A 20328-nucleotide genomic window follows, 5' to 3' on the forward strand; every position below is an offset into this window, starting at 1 on the left:
TCGGTGCCCGCGTCATCGATGCCCGCGTCATCTCCGCCAACACGAAATCGGGCCCTCCGGGATGCGATCCCGAAGGGCCCGACGCTGCCGAGGCACCGGCCTCAGCTAGTCACGTCCGCTCACTTACCGTAGTACGCGTCGTAGATCGAGATCGTCGACGTGTTGCCCTTCTTGTCGGCGATCTTGGCCCGGAAGGAGATGGACTTGTCCTTCGCCGGGTTCTTGACGCTGATCTTGCCGTTCTTGACGGTGGTCTTCGTCCAGTTCTTGCCACCGTCGTACGACACGTACACCGCCAGCGACTTGAGGTTCTTGCCCGCTGCCGCACCCTGGACGGTCACCGGGACCGAGACCTTCTTGTCGGCGGTGACGCGGCTGTCCAGGCCGGTCGTCGCGGCGAAGCGGGCCGAGGACGTCGGCAGCTTCGTGAAGGAGGCCTTCTTGGACTTGAAGGTCCAGCTGGCGTCGATCCGCGAGGACGCGGTCGCGACGGTGGCGGCACGCTTCACGGACGTCGTCAGCTTGTACGACGCCGAACCGGCCGGCACCTTGAAGTACTTCTCGCCGAACAGCGGGTCGTCGTTCGAGCCGACCTTCGTACCGTTGCGGTAGAGGGTCGTGGTGACCGAGCTGAAGGTCGACGAACCGGTGTGCGTCTTGCCGTCGGCGAACAGCGGCACGTAGCCGTAGATCTGGTTGCCGTCACGGTAGAGGCTGAAGTCACCGCCGGTACGCGGCCCGAACACGGCCGTGTTGAACGTCTTCGCGTAGGTCTTGCCGCCGGTGAGCTTCTGCGAGTCGCCGGTCGAGTAGTACGCCTCGGCGATCGGGAAGCCGTCGGCGTCGAGCCCGCCGGTCTGCTCGAACTCGAAGGTCCAGCGGACCCCGCCCGAGGTGGACAGGTGCAGCGTCCGGGTGCCGGGGAGCGTCTGCTGGATGCCGATCGCGGAGGCGCCGGAGCTGCCGGGCAGCCAGCCCCAGGCCGTGATCGCGCCCTTCTTGCCGGTGACGGAGGAGCCCAGGCCGGCCTTCACCGTGGCCAGCTCGCTCGCCTTGTAGTGCTTGCTGTAGCCGGTGGCGAGCTGCGTGACCTTGGCCCTGGCGGTGGTGTCGTACTCCTCGTCGTCACCCTTGGTCCAGTGCCCCTCCCACTGCTGGGACAGGGAGCCGTCGGTGACCTTCGGGCCGAGGTGCGCGGTGCGGAAGTTGTCGTACGTGTCCAGCCACCAGCCGTACGAGTAGCTGTTGTTGCCGGCCTCGACCGTGTAGTCCGGCGACGCGAAGGCCGACTTGGCGCCCTTGTCGGGCACGGTGATGTCCACCGGCTTCGCCTTGCGGGCGTCGACGGTGACCGTGGTGTTCTTGGTGACGCTCAGCTTGGGCTGGGCGATCCAGTCGGCACCCTTGGTGAAGTCCTCCGGGTCCGCGAAGAGGCTGGCGTTCAGGATGAAGTTGCCCTTGGGGACACGGACCTTGACCGTCCCGGAGGCGTCGTACGGGGCGAACCACTTGTCCGCGGCGAGGCCCGAGACGCCCGTCAGGTCGGTGCTGTAGTTCACGGCCGGCTTGCCGTCACGGTCGATGTGCTTGAGCGTGACGTCGTACGACTCCACCTCGCGCTGCACCGCGGCCGCCGTGCGCACGGTCTGGCCGCCGCCCGTGGCCGTCACGTACGCCGAGTACGCGCCGTCCGTGGTGCCGCCCAGCTTCGTGTTGACCGTGAAGTCGACCGAGGCCTTGCCGCCCGCCGGGACCGTGACCTTCGTCGCGCCGAGCTTGAAGAAGCCCGACGGAGCGGCGACGCCCTTGGGGTTGGTCGCCGTCGACGCGAGGTTCAGCGTGACGTCACTCGTGCCGAGGTTGCGGTAGGTGAGCTGCTGGGTGACCGGCTTGTCGTCGGTGTGCGGCCACTGCTGGATGCCGAAGCTCACCGAGTTCGGGTTGGCGATCACGGACTGCTTGATCGCCTTGTCGACGGCGATACGGCCCGAGCCCTGCTGGAACGGCGTGTACTTGCCGCCCTTCGCGGAGCCGGTCAGCGCGCCCTTGAGCTCGGCGAACGACCAGTTGGGGTGCTGCTGCTTGAGGATCGCGGCGGCGCCCGCGACATGCGGGGTCGCCATCGACGTACCGGAGATGGTGAGGTAGCCGTCCGGCTTCTGGCCGACCTCCTGGTCGATGACGCTGCCCGGCGCCGCGGCGGCGGTGATGTCCACGCCGGGTGCGGTGACGTCGGGCTTGATGGCGCCGTCCAGGCCGGGGCCGCGGCTGGAGAAGGACGCCAGCTTGTCGCTGTCGTTCACGGCGCCGACGGTGAGCGCGTCGGCCGCGCTGCCCGGGGAGCCGATGGTCTGCTCGCCGAACTCGCCTTCGTTGCCGGCGGCGATCGCGAAGAGGATGCCCTTCTCCTCGGAGAGCTTGTTGACCTCCGCTTCCAGCGGGTCGATCTCGGGGGTGTCGCCGCCGCCCAGGCTCAGGTTGACGACGTCGGCGCCCTGCTCGGCCGCCCACTCCATGCCGGCCAGGATGCCGGAGTCGTCGCCGGAGCCGGTGTCGTCGAGGACCTTGCCGTTGAGGATCGTCGCGCCCGGCGCGACACCCTTGTACTTGCCGTTGGACTTGGCGCCGGTGCCCGCCGCGATGGACGCGACGTGCGTGCCGTGACCGAAGTGGTCGGCGGCGTCGGCGGCGGCGGAGAAGTTCTTGGACTCGGCCACCTGGTCCTTGAGGTCCGGGTGGGTCGCGTCGACACCGGTGTCCAGGACGGCGATCTTGACGCCCTTGCCGTCGTACCCGGCCGCCCACGCCGTGGGGGCGCCGATCTGCGGCACGGACTTGTCGAGGCTGGCCTTGCGGGTGCCGTCGAGCCAGACGTGCGCGACGCCGGAGGCGGTCGCGTCACCGTTGGTGACCGCGTCCCACAGCTCGGCGGTGTCCGTCCTGGGCGTCTGTACGGCGTCCGCGTTCAGCGACTTGAGGCTGCGCCGGAGCGTGCCCGCGTCGCGCACGTCGGACTTGGCGGCGCTCGCCGTGCCCTTGTAGCCCACGATCACCTTCAGGCCCTGCTTCTGGGCCTTGCGGGTCGCGGACCGGTTCAACTCGGTGACGTCGAAGAGCCGCTGGTCGAGCTTGCCGGTGGCGATCATGCGGGCCGCGTCGGCCGGCACCACGAGGGTGTGGCCGTCGGCCTTGCGCACCGAGACGGGTATGTGCTCGCGCCCCTTCGCCCGCTCGAGGCCGACAACCCGGCCCTTGGCGTCGACGACGACACGGTCGCCGGTGATCAGGGTGACGCGGTGCTTGGCCGAGAAACCGGCCGATGTGGTGGTGCCGCTCGACGCGACTTCGGGCTTGGCCGACGCCGGGGTGGTCATGCCCGCCGCCAGAACCACAGCGGCCGCCGTGGCGACGGTGGCCGCGCATGCTCTCTTCACTTGTCTGCGCAAGTCTCCCCCTGGAGATGAAGTATCGGGCGAATCCCCGTTCACCCGTCCGAGGGAAATAGCGCACACATGTACGTCACCCCCCGGCGTAAGCAAGTATGCCGAGGGGTGATCACCTGCTCAATAAGTGAGAAGACGGTAAGGAGCTCACCGGGCGAACTGTTACCCGCCCGCGCGAACTCTGTTACACAATCGCTCGGTTACGCCCCCGCGTTCTCCTTGACAGTGATCTTCCCCTTGCGGATCGTCGCGACCCGCGGGGCCTTCTTCGCGAGGGACGAATCGTGGGTGACCATGATGAAAGTGAGCCCGTACTCCTTCCACATGGTCTCCAGCACCTCCATGATCTCGTCGCGCATCGACTCGTCGAGGTTGCCGGTGGGTTCGTCGGCGAGCAGCACCTTGGGCTGCTTCACCAGCGCGCGGGCGATGGCGACGCGCTGCTGCTGACCACCCGACATCTCGGCGGGCAGATGGCCGAGCCGCTCCCCCAGACCCACCGACTTCAGGGCCTCGGCGGCCCGTTCCCGGCGGTCCTTCACCTTCACCCCGAGGGGGACGAGGGCGGTCTCGACGTTCTCCTGCGCGGTGAGCGTCGGGATGAGGTTGAAGCTCTGGAAGACGAAGCCGATGTTCTCGCTGCGCACCTTGGTGAGCTTGGCCTCGGAGAGCCTGGCGAGGTCGGTGCCGTCGAGTTCGATGCTGCCCGCGGTGGGCTTGTCGAGCCCGCCGAGCATCTGGAGCAGGGTGGACTTGCCGCCGCCGGTGGGGCCCTGGATGACGAGCCGGTCGCCGTCGCCGATGGTCAGGTCGATGCCGTCGAGGGCGTTGATGGTGTCCTTGCCCCGCGTATAGCGCTTGCTGACGCCTCTGAGTTCGTACATGGTGCAACTCCTGGAGTGGGTGGGCCGGCTGGGCTATTCGACGCGGCGCAGGGCGTCCGCGGGACGCAGCCGGGAGGCCCGCCAGCCGCCGAAGGCACCCGCGACCAGACCGCCGGTGACGGCCAGGGCGACGGCGATCACGATGGTGGACAGGCTGACCGGCGCGGTCAGCGCCACCTCCAGCGCCTTGGAAGCCGTCTGCCGGCCGGGCCCGCCGAAGCCGCCACCGCCGGGGCCGCCACCGCCGGGACCGCCCGCGTTGCCGCCGGTGGAGCCGATGTCGGCCTGGAGGGTCGGGCTGATCGCGGTGACGACATACGCGCCGCCGAGGCCGAGGGCGATACCGAGGGCGCCGCCGACCAGTCCGTTGACCATGGCCTCGCCGACGACCTGGCGGGTCACGCGGCCGGACTTCCAGCCGAGCGCCTTGAGGGTGCCGAACTCGCGCACGCGGCGGGAGACGGCGGAGGAGGTGAGCAGACCCGCGACCAGGAACGCGGCCACGAGCACCGCGATCGACAGCCACTTTCCGACGTTCTTGGCGAGGCCGGAGGCGGTGGACAGGGAACCGGAGACGGTCTTGGCGAGGTCGGCGGAGGTGGTGACCGTCGTCCCCGAGATGTTCTTCTGGATCGTCGACTTGACGACGTCGATCTGCTGCGAGTCCGACGCCTTGACGTAGATCGTGGTGACCTTGTTCTTGGCGTCGCCGAGCGTCTGCGCCCGCTTGAGCGGGATGTAGAGGTTCGCCGCCGCGTCGCCGCTGTCGGGTGTGGCGATGCCGATGACCTTGAACTTGACGCTCTTGATGGTGACGGTGTCACCGAGGACGAGCTTCTGCTCCTTGGCGTACGACTTGTCGGCGACGACGACCTTGGCGTTCGTCTCGGACGACGTGAAGGTACGGCCGCTGGTGATCTTCGAGGAGGTCAGCGGGCCGAGGGCGGGCTCGGTGACGTCGGTGCCGTAGACGGAGTAGCTGTTGACGCCGAAGTTGGCGCCGCCGCCCTCGACGCGGCCCTGCGGGGACGCCTGGGCGTTCGGGCGGCCACCCTGCTGATTGCCGCCGGCGTTCTGGTCCTGCTGGAACTGGCCCTGCTTGAACTGGCCGCTGACCTTGACGACCTGGAGGCTCAGACCGCCGACGGCGTCGGACACGCCGTGCTGCGCGCCGACCTTGCCGACGGTCGTGGTCGCCAGGGTCTGGAAGCCCTGGACCATGACACGGTCGCTGCTCTGCTCCGCGTCGGAGTCGTCGCCGCGGGCGTCGAAGTTGAAGCGGGGGCGCTGGGAGCTCGCGGCCGAGGCACTGGCCGCCTTGGTGACGGTCATGTCCGTACCGAGGCCGTAGAGCGACTGAAGGACCTTGTCCTGTGCCTTCCCCATGCCGGAGGACACGGAGTTGACCACGATGACCAGTGCGATGCCCAGCGCTAGGCCGGAGGCGACGACGAGGGCCGCCTTTCTGCGGCGGCGCAGTTCGCGCCTCAGGTAGGTGAAGAACATGGCCGCAAGCTAGGTACGGACCGTGATGAAGCGATAAGGCCGACATAAAAGAACGATGAGAAGCCTGTGCAGAGAGGCGAGTTGAGCTGTGCGGAGGCCCTGAGGGGTGGGGGACGGCGGTAAGAGGGGCCTCACGCACGACGACGGCGGCACCGCCCTCAGGGGGCGGTGCCGCCGCCGTCAGAGACGAAACCGGGCCGGATCAGGCCGCGGAACCCGCCTTCCACGCGGCCCAGCCGAGGTTCCAGCCGTTGAGGCCGTTGTCCGGGGCGACCGTCTTGTCGCCGGTGTTCTTGACGACCACGACGTCACCGATCAGCGTGTTGTTGTAGAACCACGCGGCGGGGGTGTTCGGGTCGCCCGCACCCTTCGTGTCGGACAGGCCGACACAGCCGTGGCTCGTGTTCACCGCGCCGAAGATGGACTTGGCGCCCCAGTAGTTGCCGTGGATGAACGTGCCGGAGTTCGACAGGCGCATGGCGTGCGGCACGTCCTTGATGTCGTACTCGCCCTTGCCGTCCTTCTTCGTGAAGCCGACCGTCGAGCCGTCCATCCGGGTCTCCTTGAACTTCTCGGAGATCACCATCTGGCCCTGGTAGGTCTTGTTGTCAGGACCGCCCGCGGAGATCGGGATGGTCTTGACGGTCTTGCCGTCCCGCGTGACCTTCATGGTCTTGGTCCGGGCGTCGACGACGGAGACCTGGTTGCGGCCGACCTTGAAGGTGACCGTCTTCTGCTGGACGCCGTACACACCGTTCGCGCCCTCGACCCCGTCGAGGTTCAGCTTCAGGGTGACGGTGGAGCCGCCCTTCCAGTAGTCCTCGGGGCGGAAGTCCAGGCGGTTGGCGCTGAACCAGTGCCCGACGACCTCCTGACCGCTGCTGGAGGAGACGGTGATCCCCTTCTGCACGGCGGCCTTGTCGGTGATCGCCTTGTCGAAGTTGATCGAGACCGGCATGCCGACGCCGACGGTGGAGCCGTCCTCCGGCGTGAAGTTGCCGATGAAGCTGTTGGCCGGGGAGACCGTCGTGAACGACGCGTTCTCGTGGGCGGTGCGGCCCGCGGAGTCGTCCGCCGTGGCGGTGATCTTGTACGAGGTCGACCGCTCCAGCTGACCGGTGGGCGACCAGCTCTTCTTGTCGGCCGATATCCGGCCGGCGACGGCGGTGCCCGCCGCGGTCTTCATGGTGACGTCCGTGAGCGTGCCCTTGCTCACGGTGACCTTGGCCGCGTTGTTGATGGAGGCGTTGTCGGAGCCGTCCTTGGGCGTGATCTTGATCTGGGCCTCGGAGGCCTTCTTGGCGGCAGCCTCGTCGACCTTGGCCTGCGAGGTGGAGTCGCCACCGCCGCTACTGGCCTCGCTGTCGCCTCCGCTGCACGCAGAGAGCACCAGCACCCCGCCGAGCAGTACGGACGCAGCCCTCAGGCCCTTGCGTCGGTTACTGTCCGTCATCACACGCCTCTCCATCGTTGCCTTATCCCCAACCCCGTGAGTCCCCGTGTCAGCGTTCAACGCTACGACTGGATCGCCTCGTTCCACATCCCGCGAGAATGTGGGGCACACCACGTCGGATCTTCTTGATCGACTGGGGCGGAAGTGGTCACCGCGTCTCGTGAGACGCCAGGGACTCGCCGAGAAGACGCGAGAACCCCGGGCCGCGGTTGCCGCCCGGGGTCACGATTGCCCCGCGCGGCCTCAGCCGAGCACGTCTTCCTCGTCGTCCTCCGCGCCATCATCCTCGCCGAGGTCCCATTCCGGCGAATCGGGATCGTAGGAGATCTGCTCGCTGCTCCAGGAGGCCTGGGCGAGTTCGACCCCCGGCACCTCGCTGACCAGGTCGAACGGGTCGACGAGATACGCGAGGGCTTCGGCAGTGTCTTCCGTCACGGCGCTCTCGGAGTGCCCGCGCTCGTCGTCCGGCATGTCCGGGTCATCCGCGATGCGCTCCAGGGCGGCCTTGGTCACGGCGTCCGCGTCGCCGATCTCCACGACCAGCTCCACGCGAAGCCGGACAAACTGTGATGTCTCAGAAGTGCTCATGGCTGCGAGCGTACGACCCATGGGTTCCGCGACTTTCCCGCGACCCGCGCCTTTCATTAGCATCGCCCCACACGGCCAATTCGCCAGCACCACAAGGGGATAGATATTCCGTGTCCGCCGCACACCGATGGTCGTCCACCGCACGCCGATCCACGCTGACCGCCACCGCCGCGGGAACCCTCCTGTGCGCCCTGTGGTTCGTCCCGTCCGCCAACGCGACCCAGGACACGTCCGGGCAGCAGCAGACGTCGACGACGGTCACACAGACCTCCACGAACACGGACTCGGACTCGGACTCCGGTGCGGGGACCGATTCGACGTCCCTGGACGCCCAACTCGCCGACACCGGAAGCATCGACACCACCCCGTACCTGGTGGGCGGCACCCTCTTCCTCGGCCTGGGCGCGGGCTTCGTGGCGTATTCGGTACGACGGGAACGCATGACGGCGTACTGAGCGGCACCCGGGGCGCGCGCCGAGGAACGGCCGCCCGGGAAGCGGCGGTTGCCGCACCCGCCCGCGCGTCCGGCGGCGCCGCGACGCACCGCGCCCCCGAGCCGACGGGCATCGGGGGCGCCGGGAGTTCGACGACAGGTCCTACGCCAGCGGTCCGGTGACCGTCTCCGCCGCCGTGACCAGGCTGCCGTCACGCACGAAGGCGTCCGCCGCCGCGAGGTCGGGGGCCAGGAAGCGGTCCGGTCCTGGGCCTTCGACGCCCGCCTTGCGGACGGCCGTGATGACCGCCTGCGACGCCGGGGCGGGGGTCAGACCCTCGCGGAGTTCGATGGCGCGGGTGGCGGCGTAGAGCTCGATCGCCACGATGCGCGTGAGGTTGTCGATCGCCGTACGGAGCTTGCGGGCGGCCGACCACCCCATCGAGACGTGGTCCTCCTGCATCGCCGAGGACGGGATCGAGTCCGCGGACGCCGGGACCGCGAGCCGCTTCATCTCGCTGACCAGGGCCGCCTGCGTGTACTGGGCGATCATCAGGCCGGAGTCGACGCCCGCGTCGTCCGCGAGGAACGGCGGCAGCCCGTGCGAGCGGTTCTTGTCGAGAAGCCGGTCGGTGCGGCGCTCGGCGATGGACCCGAGGTCGGCCGCGGCGATCGCGAGGAAGTCGAGGACGTACGCGACCGGGGCACCGTGGAAGTTGCCGTTGGACTCGACGCGCCCGTCGGGGAGCACCACCGGGTTGTCCACCGCCGACGCCAGCTCGCGCTCGGCGACGAGGCGGGCGTGGGCGAGGGTGTCCCGGCCGGCGCCGGCGACCTGCGGGGCGCAGCGCACGGAGTACGCGTCCTGGACGCGCGGCGCGTCGTCCTGGTGGTGGCCGGTGAGCTCGGAACCCGCCAGTACGGCCAGCATGTTGGCGGCCGAGGCGCCCTGACCGGGGTGCGGGCGGATGGCGTGCAGTTCGGGGGCGAGCACCTTGTCGGTGCCGAGGAGTGCCTCGAGGGAGAGGGCCGCCGTGATGTCCGCAGACTTGTAGAGCGCGTCCAGGTCGGCGAGGGCCATGACCAGCATGCCGAGCATGCCGTCGGTGCCGTTGAGGAGGGCCAGGCCCTCCTTCTCGCGCAGCTCGACCGGCGTGATGCCGTGCTCGGCGAGGAGGTCACCGGCCGGACGGACGGTGCCGTCCGGGCCCTCCGCGTCGCCCTCGCCCATCAGCGTCAGGGCGCAGTGGGAGAGCGGGGCGAGGTCGCCGGAGCAGCCGAGCGAGCCGTACTCGTGCACGACCGGGGTGATCCCGGCGTTGAGGATGTCGGCCATCGTCTGCGCGACTTCGGGCCGTACGCCGGTGTGGCCCGAGCAGACGGTTTTCAGTCGCAGGAACATCAGCGCCCGTACGACCTCCCGCTCCACCCTCGGACCCATGCCGGCGGCGTGCGAGCGGACGATGTTGCGCTGGAGCTGCGCCCGCAGCTCCTGGCTGATGTGCCGGGTCGCCAGGGCCCCGAAGCCGGTGCTCACCCCGTACACGGGCTCCGGCTTGGCCGCCAGCGCGTCCACGATGCCGCGGGCCGCGGCGAGGGCGGTCACCGCCTCCCCGGAGAGCTCGATCCGGGCGCCGCCACGCGCCACGGCGAGAACGTCGGACGCGGTCACCCCGGACGTCCCCACCACCACAGTGTGCATATCCATATTCAGGAGCGTACGCAGTGAATTCGATGATGTCACTAGTGGGTGGCCGGTTTACCCCTTACCCGTGCGCCACCCCGGCCGCCGGTGGCCGACGGTTCCCCCGGGCGGGACCGGGCGGCGTGCGGGGGGCCTCATCGGCGGCCCCGGAAGCGGCGGCGCTCCGCCTTGGCCGGCGCCGGCTCGTCCGCGAGCCGGACGACCGGGTCGTCGGGCCCCTCCCGCCCCGCGACCACGGGCTTCGTCGCACGTACGGCCTTGGCGCGGTACTGGGCCGCGTCGGCGAGCCGGAAGAGACGGCGGCCCGAGCGGACCGGACCGATCGGGTCCTGGGTCGAGGCGATCCCGCACGCGACCCCTTCGCCGAGCTCCAAATCGGCCGCGCGACGGCAGAGTTCACCGGCGGCCCGGACCACCTCGTCGGCCGCCGGGCCGACCGCCAGCAGACAGAACTCGTCACCGCCGAGCCGGGCGGCGAGGGCGCCCGGGAGCATCGCGCCGCACAGGGACAGTACGGACCCGAAGCGTTCGAGCAGCTGGTCGCCCACGGCATGCCCGCGCGTGTCGTTGACCCGCTTGAGCCCGTTGAGATCACAGACCACGAGACTGACGACGACCCCGTCCCGCCGATGCTGTTCGATCGCCTCGTCCAGGCGCACGTCGACGGCGCGGCGGTTGGCGAGACCGGTCAGGGCGTCGGTGTACGCGAGCCGCCGGGCCTCCTCCAGCCGCTCGGTCTGGGCGAGGCCGGCGGCCACGACGGAGGCCAGTACGGTGGCGAAGTCGGCGTCGGCGCGGTCGAAGACGGGCTCGCCGGCCGGGCGGGCGACATACAGCTCGCCCCAGGCGCGGCCGTGCAGCACGATCGGGGCGACGACGCAGCAGCCGCGCCCCCTCCTGCGCAGGGCGGCGACGCGCTGGTGGCAGTACCCGGCACGCCCCGCCGTCGACCCCTCGGCCGTCTCCACCCAGGCGTTGGGCTCGCCGCCACGCGCCCAGCGCTCGTGCAGGAATTCGGTGATCTCCGGGAACTGGTGCACGGGGTACGCCTCGTCGTCCGGGAACTCCTCCTCGTCGAAGGCGCGGTCCCCCACGTTGGCGAGGACCCGCAGCCGGCCGCGCTCGCGTTCCCACACGGACAGCGCGGCGAAGTTCCCGGCGAGCGCGCGGCAGGCACCGAGCGCGGCGGCCCGCCAGGACTCCCGCGGGGTGTGCGCCGCCGCCATGCCCTGCGCCAGCGCCACCACGGCCGTCAGCCGTCTGTCCTCACCCATCACCCCAGGCTAGGTATGTTTATGACAATTTGGGACATTGGCGGGGCTACAGGGGTGGGGATGTCGCGGGGGCGGCGCCGGGGCCCTACTCGCCGGGCCACTCCGGCTTGCGCTTCTCGTTGAAGGCCGCCACCCCTTCGGCCCGGTCGCCGGAGAAGGCGACCGAGCGCCAGGCCGCGTCCTCGACCTCCAGGCCCGCCCGCAGGTCGAGCCCGTGGCCGAGGCGCAGGGCGCGCTTCGCGGCGCGCAGGCCGACCGGTGAGTTCGCGGCGATGCGGAAGGCCAGGGCCAGCGCCTCCGTGCGGTCCTGGCCCTCTTCCACCAGCTCGTCGACCAGCCCCAACTCCCTTGCCTCGGCCCCCGTCAGCCGCCGCGCCGAGAAGATCAGCTCGGCCGCGCGGGCGGCACCGACCCGGCGGGGCAGCAGCTGGGTACCGCCGCCGCCGGGGATCACCCCGACGGACACCTCGGGCAGGCCGACCACCGCCGTGCCGTCGGCCACGATCAGATCGCAGGACAGTGCCAGCTCGAAGCCGCCGCCCAGCGCGAAGCCGTGCACGGCGGCGACCGTGGGCATCGGCAGCTCCAGGACACCGGTGTACGCGGCGCGCGCGACCGGGCGCTGGCGCAGCAGGTCGGCGTCCGAGAAGGAGTTCCGCTCCTTCAGGTCGGCGCCGACGCAGAAGGCACGTTCATGGGTGGACGTCAGCACGGCCACGCGTACGTCCGTGTCGTGGGCGAGCGCCTCGCAGGCACCGGCGATCGCGCGGGCCATGTCCGTGGACACGGCGTTCATGGCCTTGGGCCGGTCGAGGACGAGCTCCGCGACCTGCCCCCGCGTGTGCCGCCGTACGACGACGTGGTCCCCGAACCGCCGCTCGTCCGCTCGCTCCGCCATGACACCCTCCCGGTTAACGCGGGTTAACTCCTGACGGCTCGATCATCGCAGCCGGGCCGCCCCGACGAAACCCGACGGAGAAACCGGCCGCGCGTTCCCGTTCGGGTGACACGGAGCGCAACTCCCCCACGACATCCCCAACCGGCGCATAACCTGCGCACCGCCACGGCGGCATCCGGGCGGCGCGGGCACACCGGGGAGGAACGGTCATGACGGACACGGCGGCGACGGAGAAGAAGGCCCCGCGGGAGGCCGCCGGGGCCGACCGCGAGCCACCGGCACGGGACGCCGCCGGGACCGACCGCGAGCCACCGGCACGGGACGCCACCGCGGCGACGGCGACACCGGAGGGGGCGGCGCCGCACGCCGACGCCCGCGGCATCGGCACCGGCACCGTCGCGCACCGCGCCGCTGACGGGCGGGCGGGATCCGGCCCCGGGCCATCCCCGGAACGGCCGCCCCCGCCCCCGAGTCGGTACAGGTCACCTCCGGCCCCGTCTGGTTCCGGCCCATCGGGCGTCACCGCAAGCCGCGGCCGCGGAAGGTGCTGTTCGCCGTGGGCGGGCTCGCACTGGCCGCCGGGGCGTTGAGCTTCGTGCGGCTGGCGCCCGAGTCGGTCGGCGGCGGGCCCGGCACCGCGGAGGCCGCGCCCCCGGTCGAGGCGACCGGCGACCCGGCCGCCAGCGCCGCGGCGGTCGTCGGCGCCACCCCCTCGGGCCGCTCGGGGAGCCCCGGAGGGCGCGGCGCCACCGCCGCGACGGGCGGCGCGAGCGCGACACCGACCTCCCCCGTCGGCTCCGGCCACGCCGCGACATCGCCGTCCGGGGTGGCCCTCCTGCCCGCGGCCCCCGGCAGCGTCTCGACGGCGCCGGGGCAGCGGGGCGCCCCCGCGGCCCGTACCCCTCGATCGAACCCGGCGCCCACCGACGCCACGACTGAGCCCCCGCCCACGGCCACCACGGCGGCCGCGCCCGGTCCCGCCCCGAGTGCCAGCACCCACACGCCACACCCGCCCGGCCTGTGCGTGCCGCTCGTCGGACTGTGCGTCAACCGGGCGGCCGCGGCCGTCCGTTGAGCCACGACGATCCGACCGCCACGACCCGGAACACCCGCTCTAGGACTCCCCGCTCCGCCGAGTGAGCAGCCACGGCTCGACCACACCCAGGCCCCGCACCGGCCGCTGCCACATCGGCTGGAGCGCGAAGCGGTACGTCGGCGGCTCCTCGCCCTCCTTCTCCGCGGCGGCCGCGGCCTCGGCCGCCTCCGCCTCCGAGGCGGGGGCCTCACGCGTACGCGTCAGCTCCTCCGCGAACGCCCCGTCGACCAGGACCGCGTCCCGGGGGGCTATCGAGGTCAGCCGGCTGGCCAGGTTCACCGTCGTACCGAAGACGTCGCCCATGCGGGTCGTCACCGTGCCGAAGGCGATACCCACCCGCAGCTCCGGCATGGTCTCGTCGTTCGCCATCGTCTCGATGAGGCGGAGCGCGATCTCCGCGGCGACACCCGCGTCGTCCGCCGCGTACAGCACCTCGTCGCCCAGCGTCTTGATGAGCCGTCCCCCGTGCGCGGCCACCAGGTCGGCCGCCGTGGTCTCGAAGGCCTCGACGAGCTCGCCGAGTTCCTCCTCCTCCATGCGGCGGGTCAGGCGGGTGAAGCCGACCAGGTCCGCGAAGCCGACGGCGAGCCGGCGGTCGACCATCTCCTCGTCGTCCCCGGCCTGTACGACCCGGCCCGTCGCGGCGGCGAGCTGGCGCCGCCAGACATAGACGAGGAACTCCTCCAGCTCGGGCAGGAGCAGCTCGACGAGGGGGTACGTCACCTCGGTGCGGGTCATGCCCGGCTCCGGCGGCTCCGTCAGCCCCTCCAGGAAGGAGTCGATCTGCCACTCGGCGAGCCGGGCGGTGGTCTGCCCGGTGGAACGGGCGACCTGGACCGCCATGGCCTCGCTCAGCAGCCCCGCCTCGACCAGACCGGCCAGCCGGCGCAGCGCCAGCACGTCCGCCTCCGTCAGCGCCTTGGCCTGCCCTATGTCGGCAAAGCCCATGGCCCGCCAGAAGCGGGACGCCAGCTCCATGGAGACACCCGCGCTGCGGGCCGCCTGGAAGGGGGTGTAGCGGCGCTCCGCCCCGAGGATGAGCTGTTCCAGGCGCAGCGCGAGGGGGTTCTCCTCCGGCTCCTCGTGCCCGTCCACCCGGTCGTGGGCATCGGTACGGCCACCGTGCGCGTCGACCCGCGCGGGCGACGCGTCGCTGACAGGCCTGGCGGTAGGCCCCGGCTCACCGTCGGGGGCGGGGTGTACACCGGTGCCCGAACCCGTGTCGTCGACGGTCACGCCTGCTGCCCTTCCGATCTGCCGCGGTCAGGTATCGACCGCGCTCAACTCTACGGCAGGTGTGCTGTGGCTCACTCCCGAGTCGTACTGTCCAGTCTCGTACGGAACGGCCGTACGCGCCGTTCAACGGCCCGGCCCGGGCGGACCCGCGCGCCGTTCCACCGCCAGACCCGGGTACCCCTCCCGCACCCGGGATCACATCTCTCCCGCTCCCGCCGGTCGCAGATGCACGATGTCGCCCGCCCCCACCGGCTGCTGCACGCCCTCCGCCGTGGCCAGGACCAGCCGGCCGTCCCCGTCCACGGCCACCGCCTCCCCGGTGAGCGACCGGCCGCCGGGCAGCTCGGCCCGTACGGTCCGGCCCAGCGTCGCGCAGCCCGCCGCGTACGCCTCCTGGAGGCCGCTCACCGCCGGATCGCCGTCCGCCTCGCGCCAGGTGCCGTACCAGCGCTCCAGTGAGCGCAGCACGGCCCGCAGCAGCGGGTCACGGTCCGTGCTCACCGCGCCCGCGAGGGTGAGGGAGCCCGCGGCGGGCACGGGCAGTTCGTCCTCGTGGAGCGTGACGTTGACGCCGACGCCGACCACGACCCCGTCCTCGCCCGTGCGCTCGGCGAGGATGCCGCCGGCCTTGCGCTCCTGGCCGCCCACGCTCACCAGCAGGTCGTTGGGCCACTTGAGCGCCGTGTCGGCGCCCGCCGCACGGGAGAGCCCGGTCGCGACCGCGACTCCGGTGAGCAGCGGGATCCAGCCCCAGCGGTGCACGGGCACCTCGGACGGCTTCAGCAGTACCGAGAAGAAGAGGCCGGAGCGGGCCGGAGCCGTCCACTGCCGGTCGAGACGGCCGCGCCCGGCGGTCTGTTCCTCGGCGACGAGGACGGCGCCCTCGTCGAGCGTCCCGGCCCGCGCGGCCAGGTCGGTGTTGGTCGAGCCGGTCACGGGTACGACGTCGAGCGAGGACCACAGGCTCCCCTCCCGCACCAGCGCGCGCCGCAGGGAAGCGGCGTTCAAGGGCGGACGGTCCAGATCGGACCAGCGACCGTCATGGGCGTCAGAAGCATCTTTCGGCGTCATGCAACCCACCCTAGGTGTGGTAAACGCCGCACTGCCGAAAGGTATCGCCGCCACTACCCTACGAGTCAGTAGCAAAACCCTCAGCAGGATCTCGAGCAGGACCGAACACGTCACCCTCACGTCCCCATTGAGCAGGCAGGGAGCCGCATCCCGATGTCCGAGCCGGAAGAGCTGCACCACCCCGATATCCACACCACCGCGGGCAAACTCGCGGATCTGCAGCGCCGCATCCAGGAGGCGACGCACGCCGGCTCGGAGCGCGCCGTCGAAAAGCAGCACGCCAAGGGCAAGCTGACGGCCCGTGAGCGGATCGCGCTGCTGCTCGACGAGGACTCCTTCGTCGAGCTGGACGAGTTCGCGCAGCACCGCTCCACGGACTTCGGCATGGAGAACAACCGCCCGTACGGAGACGGTGTCGTCACCGGGTACGGGACCGTGGACGGCCGCCCCGTCGCCGTGTTCTCGCAGGACTTCACCGTCTTCGGCGGTGCCCTCGGCGAGGTCTTCGGGCAGAAGATCATGAAGGCGATGGACTTCGCCCTGAAGACGGGCTGTCCGGTCATCGGCATCAACGACTCCGGCGGCGCCCGTATCCAGGAGGGCGTCTCGGCCCTCGGCATGTACGGCGAGATCTTCCGCCGCAACACCCATGCCTCGGGCGTGATCCCGCAGATCAGCCTGGTCGTCGGCCCGTGCGCGGGCGGCGCGGTCTACTCCCCCGCGATCACCGACTTCACGGTGATGGTCGACCAGACCTCGCACATGTTCATCACGGGCCCCGACGTCATCAAGACGGTGACGGGCGAGGACGTCGGCTTCGAGGAGCTGGGCGGCGCCCGCACGCACAACGCGGTGTCGGGCGTGGCCCATCACATGGCGGGGGAGGAGAAGGACGCGATCGAGTACGTCAAGCAGCTGCTGTCGTACCTGCCGTCCAACAACCTCAGCGAGCCGCCGGCCTTCCCGGAGGAGGCGGACCTCGCCCTCACCGACGAGGACCGCGAGCTGGACACCCTCGTACCCGACAGTGCGAACCAGCCGTACGACATGCACACGGTGATCGAACACATCCTGGACGACGCCGAGTTCCTGGAGACGCAGCCGCTGTTCGCGCCGAACATCCTCACCGGCTTCGGCCGGGTCGAGGGCCACCCGGTGGGCATCGTCGCCAACCAGCCGATGCAGTTCGCGGGCTGCCTCGACATCGACGCGTCCGAGAAGGCCGCCCGCTTCGTGCGCACCTGCGACGCGTTCAACGTCCCGGTGATCACTTTCGTGGACGTGCCGGGCTTCCTGCCCGGTGTCGGCCAGGAGCACGACGGCATCATCCGCCGCGGCGCCAAGCTGATCTACGCGTACGCCGAGGCGACCGTCCCGCTGATCACCGTCATCACCCGCAAGGCGTTCGGCGGCGCGTACGACGTCATGGGCTCCAAGCACCTGGGCGCCGACCTCAACCTCGCCTGGCCGACCGCCCAGATCGCCGTGATGGGCGCGCAGGGCGCGGTCAACATCCTGCACCGCCGCACCATCGCCGCCACACCCGAGGAGGAGCGCGAGGAGGTCCGCCGGCGGCTCATCCAGGAGTACGAGGACACGCTGCTCAACCCCTACACGGCGGCCGAGCGCGGCTACATCGACGGCGTGATCATGCCGTCCGACACCCGCGCCCATGTCGTACGGGGGCTGCGTCAGCTCCGTACGAAGCGGGAATCCCTGCCTCCGAAGAAGCACGGCAACATCCCCCTCTAGAGCCCTGGGAGCAGTTGTGACGATCAAGGTCATACGGGGCAATCCGACCCCGGAGGAGCTGGCCGCCGCACTGGCGGTGGTGCGGGCGCGCGCCGCGGCGGCGGCTTCGGTGCCGTCCGGCGCGCCCGGACCGCGGGACTCCTGGGCCGACCCGGCCCGCATCGCCGCCGACCGGCTGCCCCAGCCGGGCCCGACGACGTGGAGCCGCACGTACTGGCCCGGCTAGGGCCTGTCGCGAAAGCGGCGTCAGAGCACTCCCGCGACGGCTTCGGCCATCACCTCGTACCCCGCGTCGTTCGGGTGCAGGTGGTCGCCGAAGTCGTACGCCGGGTGCAGCCGGCCCGGGTCCGCCGGGTCGGCCAGCGCGCGGTTGAGGTCCACGACCGCGTCGTACTCGCCGGAGCGGCGGATCCACTCGTTCACCTCGTGGCTCACCTTGGCCGCGTGTTCGCCCCAGTGGTCGGAGCCGCCGAAGGGGAGCAGGGTCGCGCCGACAACCCGTAGCCGTCCGCGGGAGCGGCGGATCAACTCCCGGTGCCCGGCGATCAGTTCGTCCGCCTCGACGACCGGCGCCGGCTTGTACGTCGGCTGTTCGTCCGTCTCGCTGAAGCCGATGTCGTTGAGGCCGAGGAGGACGACGAGGGTGTCGACGCCTTCGTGGCCGAGGACGTCCCGGCGCAGGCGGTGGACGCCCTTCTCGCCGTACCAGGCGGAGTCGTTCAGCAGCAGGTTCCCGCCGATGCCCGCGTTCAGCACGGGCCGTCCGGTGCGCCCGGCGAGAGCGTCGGACCAGCGGCGGTCCGCGCCCGGGGTGGAGCCGAAGCCGTCCGTGACGGAGTCGCCGAGGAGGGCCACGGCGTCGGTGCGGCCGGCGTCGACCTCGACGGCCGTCAGGAAGTACCAGGACTCGGTGGACTCGCCGAAGCCGTCACCCCGTACGTCCTCCAGCCGGTCCCCGGCACCGCGGTAGCTGCTCGTGAACGCCTGGGCGTGGAAGGTCGCCGGACCGGTGACGGCGTCGAGATGCAGCGTGACGGTCACCGCCTCCCCGGCCGCCGACGCGAGTTCGACGGCATCGCTGCGGACCTGACCGCGCGCCGGGATCTCCACGGCGCCCGAGCCGCCGAAGGTGAGCCGCCGCACCGATCCCGGTTCGACGGCGGCACCCGCGGCCGTGCGGGCCACGGTGGCGCCCGCGATCTTCAGCGGCGAGGTCCCGTACGCGTGGGACAGCCGGATCCGGACCCGGCCGCCGCCCGCGGTGAGGCGTACGACCTGGCGCAGGGACTGGCGCCAGAATCCCTCCCTCGACCAGTTGGGGGTGAAGCCCTCGCTGGGGAGCTGGGGCGGGGCGGTCCAGGCGGTGGTGAACACGGCACACACTTCCTTCCACAGGCCCTTCCGAACAGGCCTTTCCGAACAGGCCTTTTCGAACAGGCCTTTTCGACCTAAAGGGAACTGGAGTCCCTTTAGCTGATGTCGTGACGGTAGCAAGTCCAGAGCTTTAATGGAACCTCAGAACCGTTTGGTGAAGTTGAGTACGTGTACTCAGGCGCGCGGACGGTCGGCCGCGCACGCTCGAAGCATGCTGTGGTCCGACCCCGAGAACGAGCCGCCCGAGGAGCTGCGGAAGACGCAGGACATGCTGCGGCGGCTGGGTTTTCTCATGGCGCTGGCCATGCTGCTCGCGATGATCGTCCTCGGCTTCGGATGCGGGGCGCCGATACCCTGAACGCATGACCGATCAGCCGCGCCGCCGCCTCGTGCTCGCCTCACAGTCCCCCGCCCGGCTCAACCTGCTGCGGCAGGCCGGCCTCGACCCCGAAGTGATCGTGAGCGGGTTCGACGAGGACCGCCTGAGCGCACCGACCCCCGCCGAACTCGCCCTCGCGCTGGCCGAGGCGAAGGCCTCCGTCGTGGCGGCGAAGCCCGAGGTCCAGGGCGCACTGGTGATCGGCTGCGACTCGGTGCTCGACCTGGACGGCGAGGCCCTCGGCAAGCCCGCGGACGCCGAGGAGGCCACCGCCCGCTGGAAGGCGATGCGCGGCCGGGCGGGCACCCTCCAGACCGGGCACTGCATCTACGACACGGCGAGCAAGCGCTACGCCTCGGCGACCGCGTCCACCGTCGTCCGCTTCGGCGAGCCGACGGACGAGGAGATCGCCGCGTACGTCGCCTCCGGCGAACCCCTCCACGTGGCCGGGGCGTTCACCCTCGACGGCCGCTCGGCCCCCTTCATCGAGGGCATCGACGGCGACCACGGCAACGTCATCGGCATCTCCCTGCCGACGGTGCGCCGCCTGCTCGGCGAACTGGGCGTCGGCATCACGCAGCTGTGGACGCCCCGGGAGAAGTGATCAGGGGGTGCTGGGAGCCGGGGGTGTGACCGGCGCGGGTCCCGGGCTCACGCTGTCGCCGTCACCCTTGGGGTCGCCGTTCCCCTTGGGGTCGCCGTCGGCGTCCACGGCGTCCGCGGGGCCCTCCCGGCGGTCGTACGTCATCAGCAGCAGCACGATGAGCCCGAGCACCCCCATCATGAACAGGAACGCGCTCCGGCCCACCAGCCCCCACGCGAACGCGCCCAGCAGCCCATGCACCACGGCGACGCTGATCAGCAGGATGCGGCCGAGGCCGGCCGGGGAGCGGTCGCGGACGCCGACCAGCAGCGCGACGAGGCCGCACAGCCCGAAGTAGAGACCGAAGACCACACCGCCGGCCTTCGAGGAAACGGACATCGCGTTCGGATCGAGCCCCGCGAGGGACATGTGCTGGCGGTCGACGATCACCCCGAGGAACCAGTTGAGCAGCGCGATGCCGAGCGCCTCCACGAAGAGGACGACCGCGACCACCCATGCCACCGGTCTACGCACCACCGGCCCCACCCACTTTCGAGCGCGTTTCCTGTTACCCCTAGTACGTTCGATACATCGCGAACGCTACATGGGGGTCCCCCCTGTTCGAACGTAGTTGAGAGCTTGGGGGAGGGTAA

At 71.0% G+C, this 20328-nt stretch carries 18 protein-coding genes; 6 read left to right on the forward strand and 12 right to left on the reverse strand.

The window, feature by feature from the left end; all coding sequences use genetic code 11:
* Positions 1–119: 119 nt before the first annotated feature.
* From GTY58_RS17390 to GTY58_RS17410, 5 genes are all read right to left on the reverse strand, one after another.
* The gene (locus GTY58_RS17390) at positions 120–3434 is read right to left on the reverse strand and encodes a S8 family peptidase (protein ID WP_037644955.1); all 3315 of its coding nucleotides are present in this window, start codon (positions 3432–3434) and stop codon (positions 120–122) included.
* A gap of 209 nt (positions 3435–3643) precedes the next feature.
* Positions 3644–4327: an ABC transporter ATP-binding protein gene (locus GTY58_RS17395; protein WP_010984750.1), complete on the reverse strand. Its 684-nt coding sequence runs from the start codon at positions 4325–4327 to the stop codon at positions 3644–3646.
* A gap of 33 nt (positions 4328–4360) precedes the next feature.
* The gene (locus tag GTY58_RS17400) at positions 4361–5833 is read right to left on the reverse strand and encodes an ABC transporter permease (protein ID WP_010984751.1); all 1473 of its coding nucleotides are present in this window, start codon (positions 5831–5833) and stop codon (positions 4361–4363) included.
* Between the two features lie 202 nt (positions 5834–6035).
* Entirely contained in the window at positions 6036–7301 is a 1266-nt protein-coding gene (locus GTY58_RS17405) for an Ig-like domain-containing protein (RefSeq protein WP_037644953.1), read from the reverse strand.
* A 228-nt stretch (positions 7302–7529) separates the two neighbouring features.
* The gene (locus GTY58_RS17410; protein ID WP_037645229.1) at positions 7530–7874 is read right to left on the reverse strand and encodes a hypothetical protein; all 345 of its coding nucleotides are present in this window, start codon (positions 7872–7874) and stop codon (positions 7530–7532) included.
* A gap of 110 nt (positions 7875–7984) precedes the next feature.
* On the opposite strand from GTY58_RS17410, the gene GTY58_RS17415 reads away from it, so the two are divergent.
* The gene (locus GTY58_RS17415) at positions 7985–8329 is read left to right on the forward strand and encodes an LPXTG cell wall anchor domain-containing protein (RefSeq protein ID WP_010984754.1); all 345 of its coding nucleotides are present in this window, start codon (positions 7985–7987) and stop codon (positions 8327–8329) included.
* Positions 8330–8470: 141 nt separating this feature from the next.
* Here GTY58_RS17415 and hutH read toward each other — a convergent pair whose 3' ends face one another.
* The 3 genes from hutH to GTY58_RS17430 form a co-directional block, all read right to left on the reverse strand.
* Positions 8471–10009, reverse strand: coding sequence for a histidine ammonia-lyase (gene hutH, locus GTY58_RS17420; RefSeq protein ID WP_037644951.1), 1539 nt, complete (start codon positions 10007–10009; stop codon positions 8471–8473).
* Positions 10010–10146: 137 nt separating this feature from the next.
* Positions 10147–11286, reverse strand: a complete 1140-nt coding sequence (locus GTY58_RS17425; RefSeq protein ID WP_037644948.1) for a sensor domain-containing diguanylate cyclase — start codon at positions 11284–11286, stop codon at positions 10147–10149.
* A gap of 85 nt (positions 11287–11371) precedes the next feature.
* On the reverse strand, positions 11372–12184 hold the full coding sequence (locus tag GTY58_RS17430) for an enoyl-CoA hydratase-related protein (protein ID WP_010984757.1): 813 nt from the start codon (positions 12182–12184) through the stop codon (positions 11372–11374).
* A 556-nt stretch (positions 12185–12740) separates the two neighbouring features.
* Between GTY58_RS17430 and GTY58_RS17435 the strand changes: the two genes are divergently transcribed.
* Entirely contained in the window at positions 12741–13259 is a 519-nt protein-coding gene (locus tag GTY58_RS17435) for a hypothetical protein (protein ID WP_176605154.1), read from the forward strand.
* A gap of 39 nt (positions 13260–13298) precedes the next feature.
* Here GTY58_RS17435 and GTY58_RS17440 read toward each other — a convergent pair whose 3' ends face one another.
* On the reverse strand, positions 13299–14375 hold the full coding sequence (locus GTY58_RS17440) for an adenylate/guanylate cyclase domain-containing protein (protein WP_078234483.1): 1077 nt from the start codon (positions 14373–14375) through the stop codon (positions 13299–13301).
* Between the two features lie 336 nt (positions 14376–14711).
* Positions 14712–15587: a biotin--[acetyl-CoA-carboxylase] ligase gene (locus GTY58_RS17445; protein ID WP_010984760.1), complete on the reverse strand. Its 876-nt coding sequence runs from the start codon at positions 15585–15587 to the stop codon at positions 14712–14714.
* A 153-nt stretch (positions 15588–15740) separates the two neighbouring features.
* Here GTY58_RS17445 and GTY58_RS17450 point away from each other — a divergent pair, with 153 nt between their 5' ends.
* Together GTY58_RS17450 and GTY58_RS17455 are read left to right on the forward strand one after the other, a co-directional pair.
* Entirely contained in the window at positions 15741–17339 is a 1599-nt protein-coding gene (locus tag GTY58_RS17450; RefSeq protein WP_010984761.1) for an acyl-CoA carboxylase subunit beta, read from the forward strand.
* A gap of 16 nt (positions 17340–17355) precedes the next feature.
* On the forward strand, positions 17356–17565 hold the full coding sequence (locus GTY58_RS17455; protein WP_010984762.1) for an acyl-CoA carboxylase epsilon subunit: 210 nt from the start codon (positions 17356–17358) through the stop codon (positions 17563–17565).
* A gap of 20 nt (positions 17566–17585) precedes the next feature.
* Here the strand turns inward: GTY58_RS17455 and GTY58_RS17460 are convergent, their stop codons facing one another.
* Entirely contained in the window at positions 17586–18713 is a 1128-nt protein-coding gene (locus GTY58_RS17460) for an SGNH/GDSL hydrolase family protein (protein ID WP_037644946.1), read from the reverse strand.
* Positions 18714–18924: 211 nt separating this feature from the next.
* Here GTY58_RS17460 and GTY58_RS39665 point away from each other — a divergent pair, with 211 nt between their 5' ends.
* Positions 18925–19071 (forward strand): hypothetical protein, encoded by a 147-nt coding sequence (locus tag GTY58_RS39665; protein WP_010984764.1) that lies wholly within the window; start codon positions 18925–18927, stop codon positions 19069–19071.
* A gap of 4 nt (positions 19072–19075) precedes the next feature.
* Positions 19076–19696 (forward strand): nucleoside triphosphate pyrophosphatase, encoded by a 621-nt coding sequence (locus GTY58_RS17465; RefSeq protein WP_010984765.1) that lies wholly within the window; start codon positions 19076–19078, stop codon positions 19694–19696.
* On the opposite strand, the gene GTY58_RS17470 is transcribed toward GTY58_RS17465, so the two are convergent.
* Positions 19697–20212: a hypothetical protein gene (locus GTY58_RS17470; protein WP_042493189.1), complete on the reverse strand. Its 516-nt coding sequence runs from the start codon at positions 20210–20212 to the stop codon at positions 19697–19699.
* Positions 20213–20328 lie beyond the last annotated feature (116 nt).

Source organism: Streptomyces sp. SID5469 (assembly GCF_009862865.1).
GTDB classification, from domain to species: Bacteria; Actinomycetota; Actinomycetes; order Streptomycetales; family Streptomycetaceae; genus Streptomyces; species Streptomyces avermitilis.